Source organism: Streptomyces sp. NPDC047841, from assembly GCF_040704085.1.
Taxonomy (GTDB): Bacteria; Actinomycetota; Actinomycetes; order Streptomycetales; family Streptomycetaceae; genus Streptomyces; species Streptomyces argyrophylli.
Genome location: NZ_JBEYRP010000008.1, coordinates 60,772 through 75,302 on the forward strand (window position 1 = coordinate 60,772; position 14,531 = coordinate 75,302).

At 73.4% G+C, this 14,531-nt stretch carries 13 protein-coding genes; 9 read left to right on the forward strand and 4 right to left on the reverse strand.

Features of this window, described 5'->3' with window-relative positions:
* Nucleotides 1-3: 3 nt before the first annotated feature.
* Nucleotides 4-918: an ABC transporter substrate-binding protein gene (locus AB0947_RS14415; protein WP_366750660.1), complete on the reverse strand. Its 915-nt coding sequence runs from the start codon at nucleotides 916-918 to the stop codon at nucleotides 4-6.
* Nucleotides 919-1,381: 463 nt separating this feature from the next.
* On the opposite strand from AB0947_RS14415, the gene AB0947_RS14420 reads away from it, so the two are divergent.
* The 8 genes from AB0947_RS14420 to AB0947_RS14455 all read left to right on the forward strand — a co-directional run bounded on the left by AB0947_RS14420 (nucleotide 1,382) and on the right by AB0947_RS14455 (nucleotide 11,937).
* Nucleotides 1,382-2,239 carry an amino acid ABC transporter permease gene (locus AB0947_RS14420; protein WP_366750661.1) on the forward strand — a complete coding sequence of 286 codons (858 nt, stop codon included), beginning with the start codon at nucleotides 1,382-1,384 and terminating at the stop codon, nucleotides 2,237-2,239.
* A complete protein-coding gene (locus tag AB0947_RS14425) occupies nucleotides 2,236-3,996 on the forward strand; it encodes an FAD/NAD(P)-binding protein (RefSeq protein WP_366750662.1) in 1,761 nt (586 codons plus the stop codon). The genes AB0947_RS14420 and AB0947_RS14425 overlap by 4 nt, the downstream gene beginning before the upstream one ends.
* Nucleotides 3,997-4,112: 116 nt before the next feature.
* The gene (locus tag AB0947_RS14430) at nucleotides 4,113-4,910 is read left to right on the forward strand and encodes a DUF1684 domain-containing protein (protein ID WP_366750663.1); all 798 of its coding nucleotides are present in this window, start codon (nucleotides 4,113-4,115) and stop codon (nucleotides 4,908-4,910) included.
* Nucleotides 4,911-5,102: 192 nt separating this feature from the next.
* The gene (locus tag AB0947_RS14435; RefSeq protein WP_366750664.1) at nucleotides 5,103-6,005 is read left to right on the forward strand and encodes a S1 family peptidase; all 903 of its coding nucleotides are present in this window, start codon (nucleotides 5,103-5,105) and stop codon (nucleotides 6,003-6,005) included.
* 201 nt (nucleotides 6,006-6,206) lie between these two features.
* Complete coding sequence (locus AB0947_RS14440) at nucleotides 6,207-9,728, forward strand: DNA polymerase III subunit alpha (protein WP_366750665.1); 3,522 nt, start codon at nucleotides 6,207-6,209, stop codon at nucleotides 9,726-9,728.
* The gene (locus AB0947_RS14445) at nucleotides 9,725-10,723 is read left to right on the forward strand and encodes a hypothetical protein (RefSeq protein WP_366750666.1); all 999 of its coding nucleotides are present in this window, start codon (nucleotides 9,725-9,727) and stop codon (nucleotides 10,721-10,723) included. The genes AB0947_RS14440 and AB0947_RS14445 overlap by 4 nt, the downstream gene beginning before the upstream one ends.
* A 5-nt stretch (nucleotides 10,724-10,728) precedes the next feature.
* A complete protein-coding gene (locus tag AB0947_RS14450; RefSeq protein WP_366750667.1) occupies nucleotides 10,729-10,908 on the forward strand; it encodes a hypothetical protein in 180 nt (59 codons plus the stop codon).
* A 168-nt stretch (nucleotides 10,909-11,076) separates the two neighbouring features.
* Nucleotides 11,077-11,937, forward strand: a complete 861-nt coding sequence (locus AB0947_RS14455; RefSeq protein WP_366750668.1) for an alpha/beta fold hydrolase — start codon at nucleotides 11,077-11,079, stop codon at nucleotides 11,935-11,937.
* 256 nt (nucleotides 11,938-12,193) lie between these two features.
* On the opposite strand, the gene AB0947_RS14460 is transcribed toward AB0947_RS14455, so the two are convergent.
* Nucleotides 12,194-12,328, reverse strand: coding sequence for a hypothetical protein (locus AB0947_RS14460; protein ID WP_366750669.1), 135 nt, complete (start codon nucleotides 12,326-12,328; stop codon nucleotides 12,194-12,196).
* 138 nt (nucleotides 12,329-12,466) lie between these two features.
* Between AB0947_RS14460 and AB0947_RS14465 the strand changes: the two genes are divergently transcribed.
* Nucleotides 12,467-13,087, forward strand: coding sequence for a class I SAM-dependent methyltransferase (locus AB0947_RS14465; RefSeq protein WP_366750670.1), 621 nt, complete (start codon nucleotides 12,467-12,469; stop codon nucleotides 13,085-13,087).
* A 22-nt stretch (nucleotides 13,088-13,109) separates the two neighbouring features.
* On the opposite strand, the gene AB0947_RS14470 is transcribed toward AB0947_RS14465, so the two are convergent.
* Both AB0947_RS14470 and AB0947_RS14475 read right to left on the reverse strand, forming a co-directional pair.
* A complete protein-coding gene (locus tag AB0947_RS14470; protein ID WP_366750671.1) occupies nucleotides 13,110-13,610 on the reverse strand; it encodes a DUF402 domain-containing protein in 501 nt (166 codons plus the stop codon).
* Nucleotides 13,591-14,520, reverse strand: coding sequence for a GNAT family N-acetyltransferase (locus AB0947_RS14475; RefSeq protein ID WP_366750672.1), 930 nt, complete (start codon nucleotides 14,518-14,520; stop codon nucleotides 13,591-13,593). The genes AB0947_RS14470 and AB0947_RS14475 overlap by 20 nt, the downstream gene beginning before the upstream one ends.
* Nucleotides 14,521-14,531: the final 11 nt, after the last annotated feature.

Below are 14,531 nucleotides of genomic sequence, written 5' to 3' on the forward strand. Positions count from 1 at the left end.
GCGTCAGTCCTTCAGCTCCGGCGGGCTGATACGGGACTCCTTGATCGCGGAACCCGTCGTGCCCCACTTCTTGAGGATCCTGTCGTAGCTGCCGTCGGACAGCAGCCTGTTCACCGCCGCCTGGAACGCCGGCGCCAGTTTCGTGCCCTTCTTGAAGGCGAAACCGACGTCCAGGCGGTGGTACTCGTTGAGGAACTTCAGGCCCTGCTGATGCGCCACGGCGTACCGCAGGCCGTTGATCGTGGACATCACGATGTCGCTGCGGCCCTGCTGGAGCGAGGACCAGATCGCGCTCGGCTCGGCGTACGTCTGCACCCGGTACGCCTTCTTGCCCGCGTCGGAGCACACGTGCTTGCCGGCCTCCAGCGTGGCCTCGAACGTCGTGCCGGCGCCGGTCGCGACGTTCAGGCCGCACAGCTGCTTGAGATCGGTGATCTTCGCGAGCTTGCTGTCCTTCCGGGTGGCGAAGCCCTGGCCGTCGTTGACGTAGGTGACGAAGTCGATGGTCTTGCGGCGCTCGTCCGTGACGCCGAAGTTGCTCGCGCCGAAGTCGTACTTGCCGCTGTCCAGGGCGGGCAGGATCGCCTCGAAGCTCGCCTGCTCGATCTTCAGCCTGATGCCGAGCACCCGGGCGACCGCCTTGGTGAAGTCGACGTCCTGACCGGTCAGGGTCGTGCCGTCGGCGAGGTACGTGGTGCCGGGCGGGGTGCCGCCGACGCTGACCGCGACGGTGAGGCCCGTGGTGCCGGCGGGCAGCAGCTTCGCCGCGGCGTCGTCCTTCCGCACGGCGGAGACGACGTCCGTGGTGGGCACCTCGTCGGACTTGGCCGCCACCCCGGAGGCGTCCGTGCCGTCCGGATCACCGGAGCCGCAGGCGGTGAGGAGCAGCGCGGCCGAGGTGATGGCGACAAAAGACATGAAATGGCGGTAAGCGGGCGTGCGCATCGGGTAGCGGTCTCCTGAGGCGGGAGGGGTGCGGAACGCGAGGGGAGGGGTGCGCGTGTGAAGGCGGAGAACAGGCCGGGAACCGGCGGGAGAACGCGAGCGGGCCCGCCCGGCGGACGGGCGGGAGCAGGGGGTCAGCTCAACAGGAAGAGGACCACACGCGACCGAAGTCGATGTGGGAGCGGGTGACCAGCCACTGCTGCGGATGCATGGGCCAAGTGGAACAGGCATCCGGTTCCGCGTCAACCGAGCTGAGACGTACTGCTCACAGTGCGGACAACCTTGACAGCGTACGGAAACGCCCCCGTACTCTCGGTGTACGGCCCTGCTGAGGGGCTCGGCCGTGTCCGCGCCGTGCGGCGGCGCGCCCCGTGTGAAGGCACCACCCGTTCTGACGACTCAGCGCGTCCTCGGCGACGCGCGTCACGGAGCCTTCATGTCATCGGACACCCTCGCCAAGATCCCCACCGCCCCGAACCCGCCCGGGCCCGCGGACGTGCCGCGGATCGTCCCGCACCGCCGGTACGGCCAGTGGGCGGCGGCCGTCGTCGTCCTCGCGCTGCTCGGGTTCGCCGTCGACTCCGTCGCGCGCAACAAGGCGTTCCAATGGGAGGTGGTCGGCGACTACTTCACCTCCGACTCCGTCCTGCGCGGGCTGTGGCTCACGCTGTGGCTGACCGCGGTCGTGATGGTCCTGGGCTTCGCCCTCGGCACCCTGCTCGCCGCGTTCCGGCTCTCCGCCAACCCCGTGCTGCGGGCGGTCAGCTGGGGGTACGTGTGGCTGTTCCGGTCCATCCCGATCCTGGTGCAGCTGCTGCTGTGGTTCAACATCGGCGCGCTGTACCCGCGGGTGTTCGGCGTGCGGACGGTCGACCTGCTCAGCCCGGTCGCCGTCGCGATCATCGGCCTCACCCTGCACGAGGCCGCCTACGCCGCCGAGGTCGTGCGCGGCGGCATCCTCTCGGTCGACCGCGGGCAGATCGAGGCCGCCCAGGCGCTCGGTCTGAGCCGGTGGCGGCGCTGGTGGCGGATCGTGCTGCCGCAGGCGATGCGCGCGATCGTGCCGCCCGCCGGCAACATGCTGATCGGCACCCTCAAGGGCACCTCGATCGTCAGCGTCATCGCCGTCAACGACCTGCTGTTCTCCGCCCAGTTGATCTACCACCGCACCTATCAGGTGATCCCGCTGCTGATGGTCGCCACCCTCTGGTACGCCCTCGTCACCACCCTGCTGGGCATCGCCCAGACGTTCGTCGAGAAGCACTACGCGCGCGGCACGGAGAACGCCCGATGAGGCAGCAACTGGTCATCGTCGGAGCCGGGCCGCGGGGGACCGGCCTCCTCGAACGCCTCGCCGCCAACGGGCCCGAGCTGTACGCCGGTCCGGGCCTCGACATCCACCTGGTCGACCCCCATCCGCCCGGCGGCGGGCGCATATGGCGGCAGGCGCAGTCACCGCTGCTGTGGATGAACTCGCAGGCCGAGGACGTCACCATGTTCACCGACGACACGGTGGCCATGGCCGGCCCGGTGCGCGAGGGCCCCACCCTGCACGAGTGGGCCCGGCTGGACGGCCGCACCTTCCCCGACCGCCGCACCCAGGGCCGCTATCTGCGCTGGGTGTACGAACGGGCCGTCGCCGACCTGCCCCCGAACGTCACCGTCCACCACCACCCCCACCGCGCGGTCCGGGTCGACGGCCCCCGCGAGGGCCGCCAGCGGGTGTGGCTGGAGGGCAGCCCGCACCCGCTCCCGGCCGACCTGGTGATCCTCACCCTGGGCCACCTGGACGGCGAACCCGACGCCGAGCAGGAAGAGCTGTCCGCCTACGCCCGTGAGCACGGCCTGGTGCACCTGCCGCCCGACTTCACCGCCGACAGCGACCTGACCGCGCTGGCGCCCGGGGAACCCGTCCTCGTCCGCGGCTTCGGGCTGGCCTTCGTCGACCTGATGGTGCTGCTCACCGAGGGACGCGGCGGACGGTACGAGGGGGAGACGTACCGCCCCTCGGGGCGGGAGCCGGTGCTGTACGTCGGCTCGCGGCGCGGAGTGCCGTACCACTCGAAGATCGGCTACGACTGGACCGGCGACCGGCCCCCGCTGCCCCGCTTCCTCGGCCCCGCCGAGGTGGCGAAGCTGCTGGCCCGGCCCGAAGGCTTCGACTTCCGGCGCGATGTGTGGCCCCTGGTCGAGAAGGAGCTGGGCTTCGCCCACTACCACCGGCTGTTCACCGCCCACCCCGGGCGTACGGCGATGGCCTGGGCCGACTTCGAGGAGAAGTACGCGGCGGCCGGCGACCCCGCCGAGACCCGGGCGCTCGTCGCCGCCGCCGTACCGGATCCGGCCGACCGGCTCGACCTCACCGCGCTCGACCACCCCCTGGAGGGTGTGCGGTACGCCTCGCCCGAGGACTTCCAGGAAGGGCTGCGGGGCTACATCGAGGACGACCTGCGCCGCCGCCACGATCCCGCCCACAGCCCGGACCTCGGGGTGTTCCTCGGGCTGCTCTCCGTCTACGGGCAGCTGGTGCGGCTCGGGGACATCGGGTCCTGGTGGCACGGGTTCTTCAGCTACCTGGCGTCCGGGCCGCCCGGACCCCGGCTGCGGCAGATGCTCGCGCTGTCCCGGGCCGGACTGCTCCGGTTCGTCGGGGCCGGCATGACCGTCACCGCCGGGGACGGGGTGTTCCGGGCCGCCAGCCCCACCGTGCCGGGCTTCTCCGTCGAGGCCCGGGCGCTGGTGGAGGCCCGGCTGCCCGCGCCCACCGTCCGGCGCGCCCGCGACAGCCTGCTGCGCGAACTGCACGCCGACGGCGCGGCCGAGACCCCCGACGGGCTGCTCCGGGTCGACCCCGGCGACGGCCGCGTCCTCGACCGCGCCGGGCGCCCGCACCCCCGGCGCTTCGCGCTCGGCCCGTACACCGACACCCGCGCCCCCGGCGCCTTCACCCGCCCCCGCACCGGCGGGCCCGCGTTCCGGCAGAACGACGCGACCGCCCGGGCGGTGCTGGCCTTCCTCAGCGGCTCACTCGTGAAGGAACTCGCGCGATGAGCGTCATGGCCGACATCAGGCCGGCGCACAAGAGCCTCCCGGGGACGCCTCCCGGGCCTTCCTCGCCGGTGCCTTCGGCAGGGGAACGCTGATCATCGATGAAAGGAACCGACGGCATGACGACGGACGCGTCCGACGCCTGGAAGCAGTGGCACGAGCAGCGCGTCGAGCGGGTGTCGGCGCCCTACGGGCCGCTCGCGCTGACCGCGACGCACTGGATCGAGGACTATCCGGATGGTCGAATTCCGGACATTCCCGGGAACTGGGTGGCGGACGAGGGCGGGGTGGTGCTCACCGCCGCCGGGACCGACGGCCTGACCGTGGACGGCCGGCCCTTCGCGGGCGAGGTCAGGCTGACCGCCGACCGCGGCCCGGAGGCGCGGGCACGGGTCGCGCTCGGCGAGAAGCGGCTGGTCGTGCTGGTGCGCGAGGGCGTCTGGGGAGTGCGGGTGTACGACCCCGGCTCCGCCGCCCGGCAGGCCTTCCGGGGCATCGAGGCCGGGCCCTACGACCCCCGCTGGTCGGTGCCGGGGCGGTTCACGCCCTACGAGGGCACGCGGACCGTCCGGCTCGGCAACGCGGACGGCCGCGAGCGCGGCTTCGACCTCGCCGGGGAGCTCACCTTCACCCTGGCCGGACAGGAGCGGACGCTGAAGGTCGCGCGGCAGGGGGACGGACTGCTGTGGGCGGTGTTCGCCGACGCCACCAGCGGCGACACGAGCTTCCGGTTCCGCTTCCTGTTCGCGCCGGCCCCGGACGCCGAGGGGCGCACGACCGTCGACCTCAACCGCGCCCAGCTCCCGCCGTGCGCCTTCGCCGACCACTTCATCTGCCCCTTCCCGCCCCCCGGCAACACGCTGGACGTGGCGGTCGAGGCGGGGGAGCGCCACGTGAGCCGGTCCCGGTCGGCGTAGCCGGCCCCGGCCGGACGCGGGGGAGGGGGCCGACGGCCGAAAGGCACCCTTGTGCCGACCGGCCGTTCGGCCGAATACTCCCCCTCAGCGCTTGTCAGGGGCATGCATATTCGAATCCGGTCGAGCCCCTGGCTGCGCCTCACGGGCCCCGACCCCACGCGGGCCCCCGACTTCCCTTGGAGGGAACGACAAGTGAGGATCAAGCGCACCACTCCCCGTGGCGGTACGGCGAGACGGGTCCGGCTGACCGCCGTGGCCACCGGCTTCCTGGCCGCCGCCGCGTTCGCCGCCCCCACCGCGAACGCCAGCGACGTCCACACCTTCAGCGCCACCCAGCTCACCAAGGCGAGCGACTCCGTCCGCCAGGCCGACATCCCCGGCACCGCCTGGGCGGTGGACAGCAAGACCGGCCGCGTCGTCGTCACCGTCGACAGCACGGTGTCCCAGGCCGAGATCGCCAAGATCAAGAAGCAGGCCGGCGCCAACGCCGACGCCCTGGTCGTCAAGCACACACCGGGCACGTTCAACAAGCTGATCTCCGGCGGCGACGCCATCTACGCGAGCAGCTGGCGCTGCTCGCTGGGCTTCAACGTGCAGGACTCCAGCGGCAACTACTACTTCCTGACCGCCGGGCACTGCACCGACGGCGCGGGCACCTGGTGGTCGAACTCCTCCCACAGCACCACGCTCGGCACCACGGCCGGCTCCAGCTTCCCCGGCAACGACTACGGCATCGTGCGGTACACCAACAGCTCGGTGGCCAAGTCCGGTGCCGTGGGCAGCCAGGACATCACCAGCGCGGCCACGCCCTCCGTGGGCACGACCGTCTACCGCCGCGGGTCCACGACCGGCACGCACAGCGGCCGCGTCACCGCGCTCAACGCCACGGTCAACTACGGCGGCGGCGACATCGTCTCCGGCCTGATCCAGACCACCGTCTGCGCGGAGCCCGGCGACTCCGGCGGCCCGCTGTACGGCGGCACCACGGCCTACGGTCTGACCTCGGGCGGCAGCGGTGACTGCACCTCCGGCGGTACGACCTTCTTCCAGCCGGTCACCGAGGCGCTGAGCGCCTACGGGGTGCACGTCTTCTGACGGCCCTCCTCCGCTGACGGACGACACCGGGAAGCCCCCGCGCGCACACGGCGCGCGGGGGCTTCCTGATGCGTTTGCGCAGGTGAGGGACGCTCGAACGAGTGTCGTACACATGTTCGGGAATGGGGGTATGGTGGGAGTGGGGAAACTGGGAACTGATGTTCGAGAGCCGTTCGGGGCTCACGAGTGCGGGAGGTGTGCGTGCCGGGCTTCGCGCATCTGCGCACCGTCTCCGGGTTCTCCCTGCGGTACGGGGCGTCCCACCCGGAGCGGCTGGCCGAGCGTGCCTCCGAGCGGGGGATGGACACCCTCGCCCTGACCGACCGCGACACCCTCGCCGGGGCGGTGCGCTTCGCCAAGGCCTGCGCCGGCGCGGGCGTCCGTCCGCTGTTCGGAGTGGACCTGGCCGTGGCGACGGCGGAGTCCGTACGCCGTGACCGGCGGCGGACGCCGGTGCGCGGAGGCGCCTTCGTGGACGAGTCGGCCCCCCGCGTGACCTTCCTCGCCCGGGACGGCGCCCGCGGGTGGGCCGGCCTGTGCCGGCTCGTCACGGCGGCGCACGAGGGCGGGGGCTCTCCGTTGCTGCCCTGGGCCGGCCAGCACGGCGACGGTCTGGTGGTGCTGCTCGGGCCGGGTTCGGACGTGGGACGCGCGCTCGCCGCCGGGCGGTCCGACCGGGCGGCCGAACTGCTCGCGGCGTGGCGCGAGATCCACGGCGACGCGCTGCGCCTGGAGGCCGTCTGGCACGGCCGTACCGGCACGGGGGCCGGTTCCCTGCGGCTGGCGGCCCGCACCGTCGGGTTCGCCGCCGAGCAGGGGGTGCGGCCGGTGCTCAGCAACGCCGTCCGGTACGCCGATCCCGGGACGGGGCCGGTCGCCGACGTGCTGGACGCCGCGCGGCGGCTGGTGCCGGTCGACCCCCGGGGGGAGCTGGACTCCGGGGAGGCGTGGCTGAAGGACGCGCAGACCATGCTGGGCGTCGCCGAGCGGGTCGTGGAGGCCGCCGGATTCCGGCGGGAGACCGCCCACCGGCTGCTGGAACAGACCCTGGCGACGGCCGCCGAGTGCCGCGTGGACCCCGAGGACGACCTCGGCATCGGCACCGTCCACTTCCCCGAGGCGCACCTCGTCGGCGCCGGCCGGCGCACCGCGCAGCGCGCGCTCGCCTCGCGGGCGGCGGAGGGGATGCTGCGGCTCGGGTACGGCGGGCGGCGCGCGTACTGGGAGCGGATGCACCAGGAGCTGGACATCATCGCCCACCACGGCTTCGCCTCCTACTTCCTGACGGTGGCCCAGGTGGTCGACGACGTCCGGGAGAGGGGGATCCGGGTGGCCGCCCGCGGCTCCGGGGCCGGGTCGCTCGTCAACCACCTGCTCGGCATCGCGCACGCCGACCCGGTCGAGCACGGGCTGCTGATGGAACGCTTCCTGTCCAAGGAGCGGGTGGTGCTGCCGGACATCGACATCGACGTGGAGTCCGCGCGCCGGCTGGAGGTCTACCGGGCGATCATCGGCCGGTTCGGCACCGAGCGGGTCGCCACCGTCTCCATGCCGGAGACCTACCGGGTCCGGCACGCGATCCGGGACGTGGGCGCCGCGCTGTCCATGGACCCGGCCGAGATCGACCGGATCGCCAAGTCCTTCCCGCACATCCGGGCGCGCGACGCCCGCGCGGCGCTGGAGGAACTGCCCGAGCTGAAGCGGCTGGCGGGGGAGCTCCAGCGGGAAGGGGAGAAGTACGGCAGGCTGTGGGAGCTGGTCGAAGCGCTCGACGCCCTGCCGCGCGGGACCGCCATGCACCCGTGCGGGGTGCTGCTGTCGGACGCCTCCCTGCTCGCCCGTACGCCCGTGGTGCCGACCAGCGGTGAGGGCCTGCCCATGTCGCAGTTCGACAAGGAGGACGTGGAGGACCTCGGGCTGCTCAAGCTGGACGTGCTGGGCGTGCGGATGCAGTCGGCGATGGCGCACGCGGTCGCCGAGGTGGAGCGGGCGAGCGGGGAGCGGATCGACCTGGACGCGGTGGAGCCGGGGGACCCGGAGACGTACCGGCTGATCCGGTCCGCCGAGACCCTCGGGTGCTTCCAGATCGAGTCGCCGGGGCAGCGGGACCTGGTGGGGCGGCTCCAGCCCGCCGGCTTCCACGACCTGGTCGTCGACATCTCGCTGTTCCGGCCCGGCCCGGTCGCCGCCGACATGGTGCGGCCGTTCATCGAGGCGCGGCACGGGCGGGCGCCGGTGCGCTACCCGCACCCGGACCTGGAGGAGCCGCTGAAGGGGACGTACGGGGTCGTCGTCTTCCACGAGCAGATCATCGACATCGTCTCCATCATGACCGGCTGCGGGCGCGGCGAGGCCGACCGGGTGCGGCGCGGGCTGTCCGATCCCGAGTCGCAGGGGCGGATCAGGGTGTGGTTCGCCCAGCGGGCGGCGGCCAAGGGGTACGACGCGGAGACGATCGGGCGGACCTGGGAGATCGTGGAGGCGTTCGGCTCCTACGGCTTCTGCAAGGCGCACGCCGTCGCCTTCGCCGTACCCACCTACCAGTCGGCGTGGCTGAAGGCCCATCACCCCGCCGCCTTCTACGCCGGGCTGCTCACGCACGACCCCGGGATGTACCCGAAGCGGCTGCTGCTGGCCGACGCGCGGCGGCGTGGGGTGCCGATCCTGCCGCTGGACGTGAACGTCTCCGGGGTCGCACACAGGATCGAACTGGTGTCTGAATCACCGGCGGTGTGGGGGCTGCGGCTCGCGCTCCGTGACGTCCACGGCATCAGCGAGGCCGAGGCGGAACGGATCGCGGACGGGCAGCCGTACTCCTCGCTGGTGGACTTCTGGGAGCGGGCCCGGCCCAGCCGGCCGCTCGCCGGGCGGCTCGCGCAGGTGGGCGCGCTGGACGCCTTCGGCGCCAACCGGCGCGATCTGCAACTGCACCTGACCGAGCTGCACCGTGGCGCCCGGAGCGGCGGCGGTGGCCAGCTCCCTCTGGCCGGCGGACGCAAGACCGCGCCGGCCGGGCTGCCCGACCTGACCTCGGCGGAGCGGCTCAGCGCCGAACTGGGCGTGCTGTCCATGGACGCCTCGCGCAATCTGATGGACGACCACCGGGAGTTCCTCCAGGAGCTGGGCGTGGTCTCCGCGCGCCGGCTGCGCGAGGCCCGGCACGGCGAGACCGTGCTGGTCGCGGGCGCCAAGGCGGCCACCCAGACCCCGCCGATCCGCTCCGGCAAGCGGGTCATCTTCTCCACCCTGGACGACGGGACGGGACTGGTGGACCTGGCCTTCTTCGACGACTCGCACGACGCCTGCGCCCACACCGTCTTCCACTCCTGGCTGCTGCTGGTGCGCGGAGTGGTGCAGCGGCGCGGTCCGCGCAGCCTGAGCGTGGTGGGCTCCGCCGCCTGGAACCTCGCCGAACTGGTGGAGGTGCGCCAGGAGGAGGGACTCGACGGGGTCGCGGCCCGGCTGGCCGGACCGTCCGGCGCGGACGGCTCGCCGGACGGGGGCGACGGCGGTCCGCTGCGGGCCCGGCTCGCCGGTTCCGAGGGGCTGCCCGCGCCGGCCGGCTCCGCGGCCCGTGACCGGATGGCGGACCGGACGATCCGCATGCCCACGGGGTACGAGATGCACCCCTGGGCCGATCTGCGGCCCGCGGGCCAGGACGCCGCGCAAGGGCCGGCGTCGGTAAGGAAGCTGTGGCACCAGAGCCCGGGGAGTGCGGGATGACCATCCTCTGCGTACGTTTCCAGCTGCCGCCGGCGCACGAGGCCGCCCTGCCGGAACTGCTCGGGCTGCTGGAGGAGTTCACGCCGGTCGTGGAGGCGCTGCCGCCGGACGGGGCGCTGGCCGATCTGCGCGGCGCCGAGCGGTACTTCGGGCGCGGCGCGGTGGAGCTGGCCTCGGTGATCCGGGTGCGGGCCCTCGCGCGGTACGGCGTCGACTGCGCGATCGGCGCCGGGCCGGGCCCGATGCTGGCCCGCGTGGCACTGCGCCACGCCCGGCCCGGGGTGACCCGCGCGGTGCCCGAGGACGCGGTCGCCGAGTTCCTCGCCGACAAGCCCGTCGCCGCGCTGCCCAGCGTCGGCGCGGCGACCGCCCGCACCCTGGACGAGTACGGCCTGGACACCCTGGGCCGGGTCGCCGCCGCGCCGCTGTCCACGCTCCAGCGGCTGATCGGCGCCAAGGCGGGCCGGGAGCTGCGGGAGAAGGCGAGCGGCATCGACCGCGGCCGGGTCGTCCCGAACGCCGTCTCGCGGTCGCTGGTGACGGAACGGGCCTTCGGTATCGACGAGTTGGACCCCGGCCGGCACCGCCGGGCGCTGCTGTCGGCCGCCGAGGAGATCGGCTCCCGGCTGCGCGCGGTGGAGAAGGTCTGCCGCACCCTGACCCTCACCGTGCGCTACGCCGACCGCTCCTCGACCACCCGCAGCCGCACCCTGCGGGAGCCGACCGCGCACTCCGCGGACCTGACCAGGGCGGCCTACGGCATGTACGAGGCGCTCGGCCTGCAACGCGCCCGGGTCCGCGCGCTCGCCCTGCGCGCCGAGGGCCTGACCTCCGCCGGCCAGGCCTCCCACCAGCTCACCTTCGACCCCGTGGACGAGAAGGTCCGCCGCGTCGAGGAGGTGGCGGACCGGGTACGGGCGAAGTTCGGGCCGCGGGCGGTGGTGCCGGGGACGCTGGCCCTGGCGTGCGCCCTCAGCCGGCCCACGGCGGCGTGAGGCGAGTGCCGTCGGCCAGTCGTGCCTCCACCGTCGTGCTGGCCGAGCGGGGCTGGGCCTGCACCCGGGCGGCCGCGGAGGTGGTCGGGGGAGGGGGCGAGCTGCTGGGTGAGGGGCATGTGCGCGCGCTGCGGGACGAGTTGGCGCGGACCGCGCCCCGGGGGCCGATCCGTCCGGCCTGGTGACGCCGCGCCGGCGTCCCGGCGGATCCCCGGTTAGCACCGCAAGTTTTTACTGACGCGTAACTTCACACGTGCACTACTCGCCCGTAACTTGACGAGTGAACAGCTTCCCGTGATCCGGATCACAGGGTTAGGCCGTGCACCTCCCGTGAGCCGCAAGGAGATCACACGATGCTGCCCTGGAAACGCGTGCTCAGACCCCTCGCCGCCCTGCTCCTCACCGCCGCCGTCGCCGCCGTGCCGGCCGCCGCCGCCAGCGCCTCCGACGCCCCCCACTCCGGCTGGAACGACTACACCTGCCGGCCCTCCGCCGCCCATCCCCGCCCCGTCGTCCTCGTCCACGGCACCCTGGGCAACTCGGTCGACAACTGGCTCGGCCTCGCCCCCTATCTGCAGAGCCGCGGATACTGCGTCTACTCCCTCGACTACGGCCAACTGCCCGGCGTCCCCCTCTTCCACGGCCTCGGCCCCATCGACGCGTCGGCCGGGCAACTGGCCGCCTTCGTCGACGAGGTGCTCGCCGCGACCGGAGCCGCCAAGGCCGACCTGGTCGGCCACTCCCAGGGCGGGATGATGCCCCGCTACTACCTGAAGTTCCTCGGCGGAGCCGCCAAGGTGAACGCCCTCGTCGGCATCGCCCCCGACAACCACGGCACCGACCTGGACGGCCTCACCCACCTGCTGCCGTACTTCCCCGGCGCCGAGGACCTGCTCAAGGCCACCACCCCCGGCCTCGCCGACCAGATCACCGGCTCCGCCTTCCTCACCAGGCTCAACGCGGGCGGCGACACCGTTCCCGGAGTGCGCTACACGGTCATCGCCAGCCGGTACGACGAGGTGGTCACCCCCTGGCGCACCCAGTACCTGAGCGGGTCCGGCGTCCGCAACGTCCTGCTCCAGGACCTGTGCCCGCTCGACCTCTCCGAGCACCTCGCGATCGGCCTGTTCGACCGGATCGCCTTCCACGAGGTGGCCAACGCGCTCGACCCGGCGCACGCCACCGCCACCACCTGCGCGTCCGCCCTCAGCTGAGGTGCGCCGGGTCTGTCCGGCCTGAGCCGCCGGACAGACCCCGCAACCCTCACCGGCGCTGACCGACGGACACACGGCGTACGAGCGTGCGGAACTCCTCCGAACGGTGGCGGGGCGGGCCCGGATCCCGTGGGATGATCCGAAACTAACCCCGGGGAACCCTGGAATCATCTGCGGGGAGCGGGCGGGGGAAATCTTTATGGTCCGCTTAAGGAAGCGCTCAGACTGCGCTCAGGCAGAGGCGCGCGGCGCCGTGTCAGCCGTCGGGCCACCAGGTGCGGGCGATGTCCTTGCGCACCTCGGGGCGCCCCGCCGGGCGCTGCTCCGCCTCGTCGCGGATCCGGCGGCTGTCCGTCCTCTTCAGGGGCTTCTGCACGGTCGTACGGCGCATGGCTGCCTCCTTCAGTGCCTACCGGGTTCCGTGTTGTCACGGAGGTAGACGCTTTCGGCGAGAGTTCCTCATCGGTGCCGGTTTGTCAGTGGCGGCTGTCACGTCCGCGCTGTCAGTGGCCTGTGTCACCCTCTGGGCATGACGAGCGAGAACGCGCACAGGGGTGCGGCTGCCCCGGAAGCGGACTGGGATGCGCAGGCCGCCGCCTTCGACGACGAACCCGACCACGGCCTGCGCGATCCCGAGGTGCGCGCGGCCTGGGCGGACCGGATGCGCAGCTGGCTCCCCGGGCACCCCGCGGACGTCCTCGACCTCGGCTGCGGCACCGGCAGCCTGTCACTCCTCGCCGCCGAACAGGGGCACCGGGTGACCGGTGTCGACCGGTCCCCGGCGATGGCCGAGCGGGCCCGGGCCAAGCTCGCCGGGCGCCCCGCGACGATCCTGTGCGGGGACGCCGCGGCCCCGCCGGTGGGGGAGCGGCGCTTCGACGTGGTCCTCGTACGGCATGTGCTGTGGGCGCTGCCCGACCCGGCCGGGGCGCTGCGGCACTGGCGGGAGCTGCTGCGCCCCGCGGGCCGGTTCGTGCTGGTCGAGGGCGTGTGGGGGACCCTCAGCCCGGTCGGGGTGCCGGCCGCCCGGCTCACCGCCCTGCTGGAGCCGCTGAGCCGGGACGTGCGCGTGGAGCCGCTGTCCGGCGACTCCCTGCTGTGGGGCAAGGACGTGGACGACGAGCGGTACGCCGTGGTGGCCACCGTGTGACCACGGGCAGCCGGGCCGGCGGTCAGGCCAGCAGTTCCGCGAAACCGCCCGGGCGGACCGCCAGCTCCTGAAGCGCGTCGAGGGCCGCCACCGCGGCGGCCGCGGCCCGCGGGTCCGCCTCCGCGAGACCGCTCGCGGCGAACTCGTCCTCGTCCAGGCGCCGTACGTCCCGCCCGTCCGCGGAGCGCCACAGATCCAGGTCGAGATCCTCCACGGTCAGCTCCGTGCCGGAGCGGACCGCGGGACGCGTGATGTCGCAGTACCAGCCCTTGACCGAGCCGTCCGCCGCGCGGACCTCCTTCACCGAGTACCACCGGTCACGCCAGTAGTACTCGGTGAACACGTCACCGGGCTCGAACCGCACGAACCCGAAGTCCCGCACCCCCGAGCCCGCCCAGGGCGCGCGCACGGCGATCCGGTCGCCGTCGTCCCCGAGCAGTTCCGCCGGGTAACGGATCTTCGTACGGCCCGCCTTGACCAGGACGACTTCCAGCCGGGCCGGCTCAGCCGAGTTCGCGGACATAGCGCACCTCCGTGGCGCAGACCTGGTACCCGAGCCACTTGTTGACCGCGATCATGGGAGCGTTGCCGGTGTCGTTGCCCGTGAAGGCCTCGGTGACACCGGCGGCGCGGGCCCGGTGCAGAGAGTGGACCTTGGCGAGCTTGGCCAGACCGCGGCCGCGGTGGGCGCGGGCGGTGCCGGTCATCGCCGTGGAGTAGCGGCCGTCGCCGTCGGTGTAGGCCACGGTGAAGGCGACCGGACGGCCGTCGACACAGGCGGCCGTGGTCAGTTCCCGGTCCAGCAGCGGGTGGTTCCAGCTCTGCGCGAGCCAGGCGTCGTAGTCCGTGAACTCGTAGTCCACGTCGCCCGGTTCGTCGAGCACCGTCTCCGCGTCCAGGTCGAACAGCGGCCGGGGGTCGTCCGCGAAGCCGGCGGCCGTGCGCAGTTCGACGCCGGGCGGCGCCTCCGGGAGCGGCGGCAGCGTGCCGTGCGCCAGGTCCAGGCGGAGGAAGTGCGCGCAGCGGCCCCGCCGGTAGCCGCGCCGCTCGGCGAAGGCCTGGTTGGCCGGCTCGTCCAGGGCCCAGGCGAACAGCCTGGTCGCCCCCACCCGCGCCAGGTACTCCTCGGCGGCCCGGACCAGCAGCCGGCCGGCACCGCGGCGGGTCCGGTCCGGGCGGACGTAGACGTTGAGGGCGCCCTGGCCCGGGTCGGGGCTCTCGGGGATCAGGTGCACCTGTGCCGTGCCGATGATCTCGCCGTCCTCCTCCGCGACGAGCGGCCGGAAGCGGGCGTCCGGGTGCGTGTGGGCCACCGTGTGCCTGACCGAGTCCGGCGTGAACAGGATGTACGGCAGGGCGAGGCGGCGGACGCGGGCGAAGCCCTCGGCGTCCGCGGGGACGTCGGGGCGCAGGGGGCGCACGAGGACGGTCATGAGGAGGCACC

Excerpts from the sequence above, each read along its gene's own strand:
- AB0947_RS14415 (WP_366750660.1), bottom strand. The coding sequence starts at position 918 with ATGTCTTTTGTCGCCATCACCTCGGCCGCGCTGCTCCTCACCGCCTGC.
- AB0947_RS14420 (WP_366750661.1), top strand. The coding sequence starts at position 1,382 with ATGTCATCGGACACCCTCGCCAAGATCCCCACCGCCCCGAACCCGCCC.
- AB0947_RS14425 (WP_366750662.1), top strand. The coding sequence starts at position 2,236 with ATGAGGCAGCAACTGGTCATCGTCGGAGCCGGGCCGCGGGGGACCGGC.
- AB0947_RS14430 (WP_366750663.1), top strand. The coding sequence starts at position 4,113 with ATGACGACGGACGCGTCCGACGCCTGGAAGCAGTGGCACGAGCAGCGC.
- AB0947_RS14445 (WP_366750666.1), top strand. The coding sequence starts at position 9,725 with ATGACCATCCTCTGCGTACGTTTCCAGCTGCCGCCGGCGCACGAGGCC.
- AB0947_RS14455 (WP_366750668.1), top strand. The coding sequence starts at position 11,077 with ATGCTGCCCTGGAAACGCGTGCTCAGACCCCTCGCCGCCCTGCTCCTC.
- AB0947_RS14460 (WP_366750669.1), bottom strand. The coding sequence starts at position 12,328 with ATGCGCCGTACGACCGTGCAGAAGCCCCTGAAGAGGACGGACAGCCGC.
- AB0947_RS14465 (WP_366750670.1), top strand. The coding sequence starts at position 12,467 with ATGACGAGCGAGAACGCGCACAGGGGTGCGGCTGCCCCGGAAGCGGAC.
- AB0947_RS14470 (WP_366750671.1), bottom strand. The coding sequence starts at position 13,610 with ATGTCCGCGAACTCGGCTGAGCCGGCCCGGCTGGAAGTCGTCCTGGTC.
- AB0947_RS14475 (WP_366750672.1), bottom strand. The coding sequence starts at position 14,520 with ATGACCGTCCTCGTGCGCCCCCTGCGCCCCGACGTCCCCGCGGACGCC.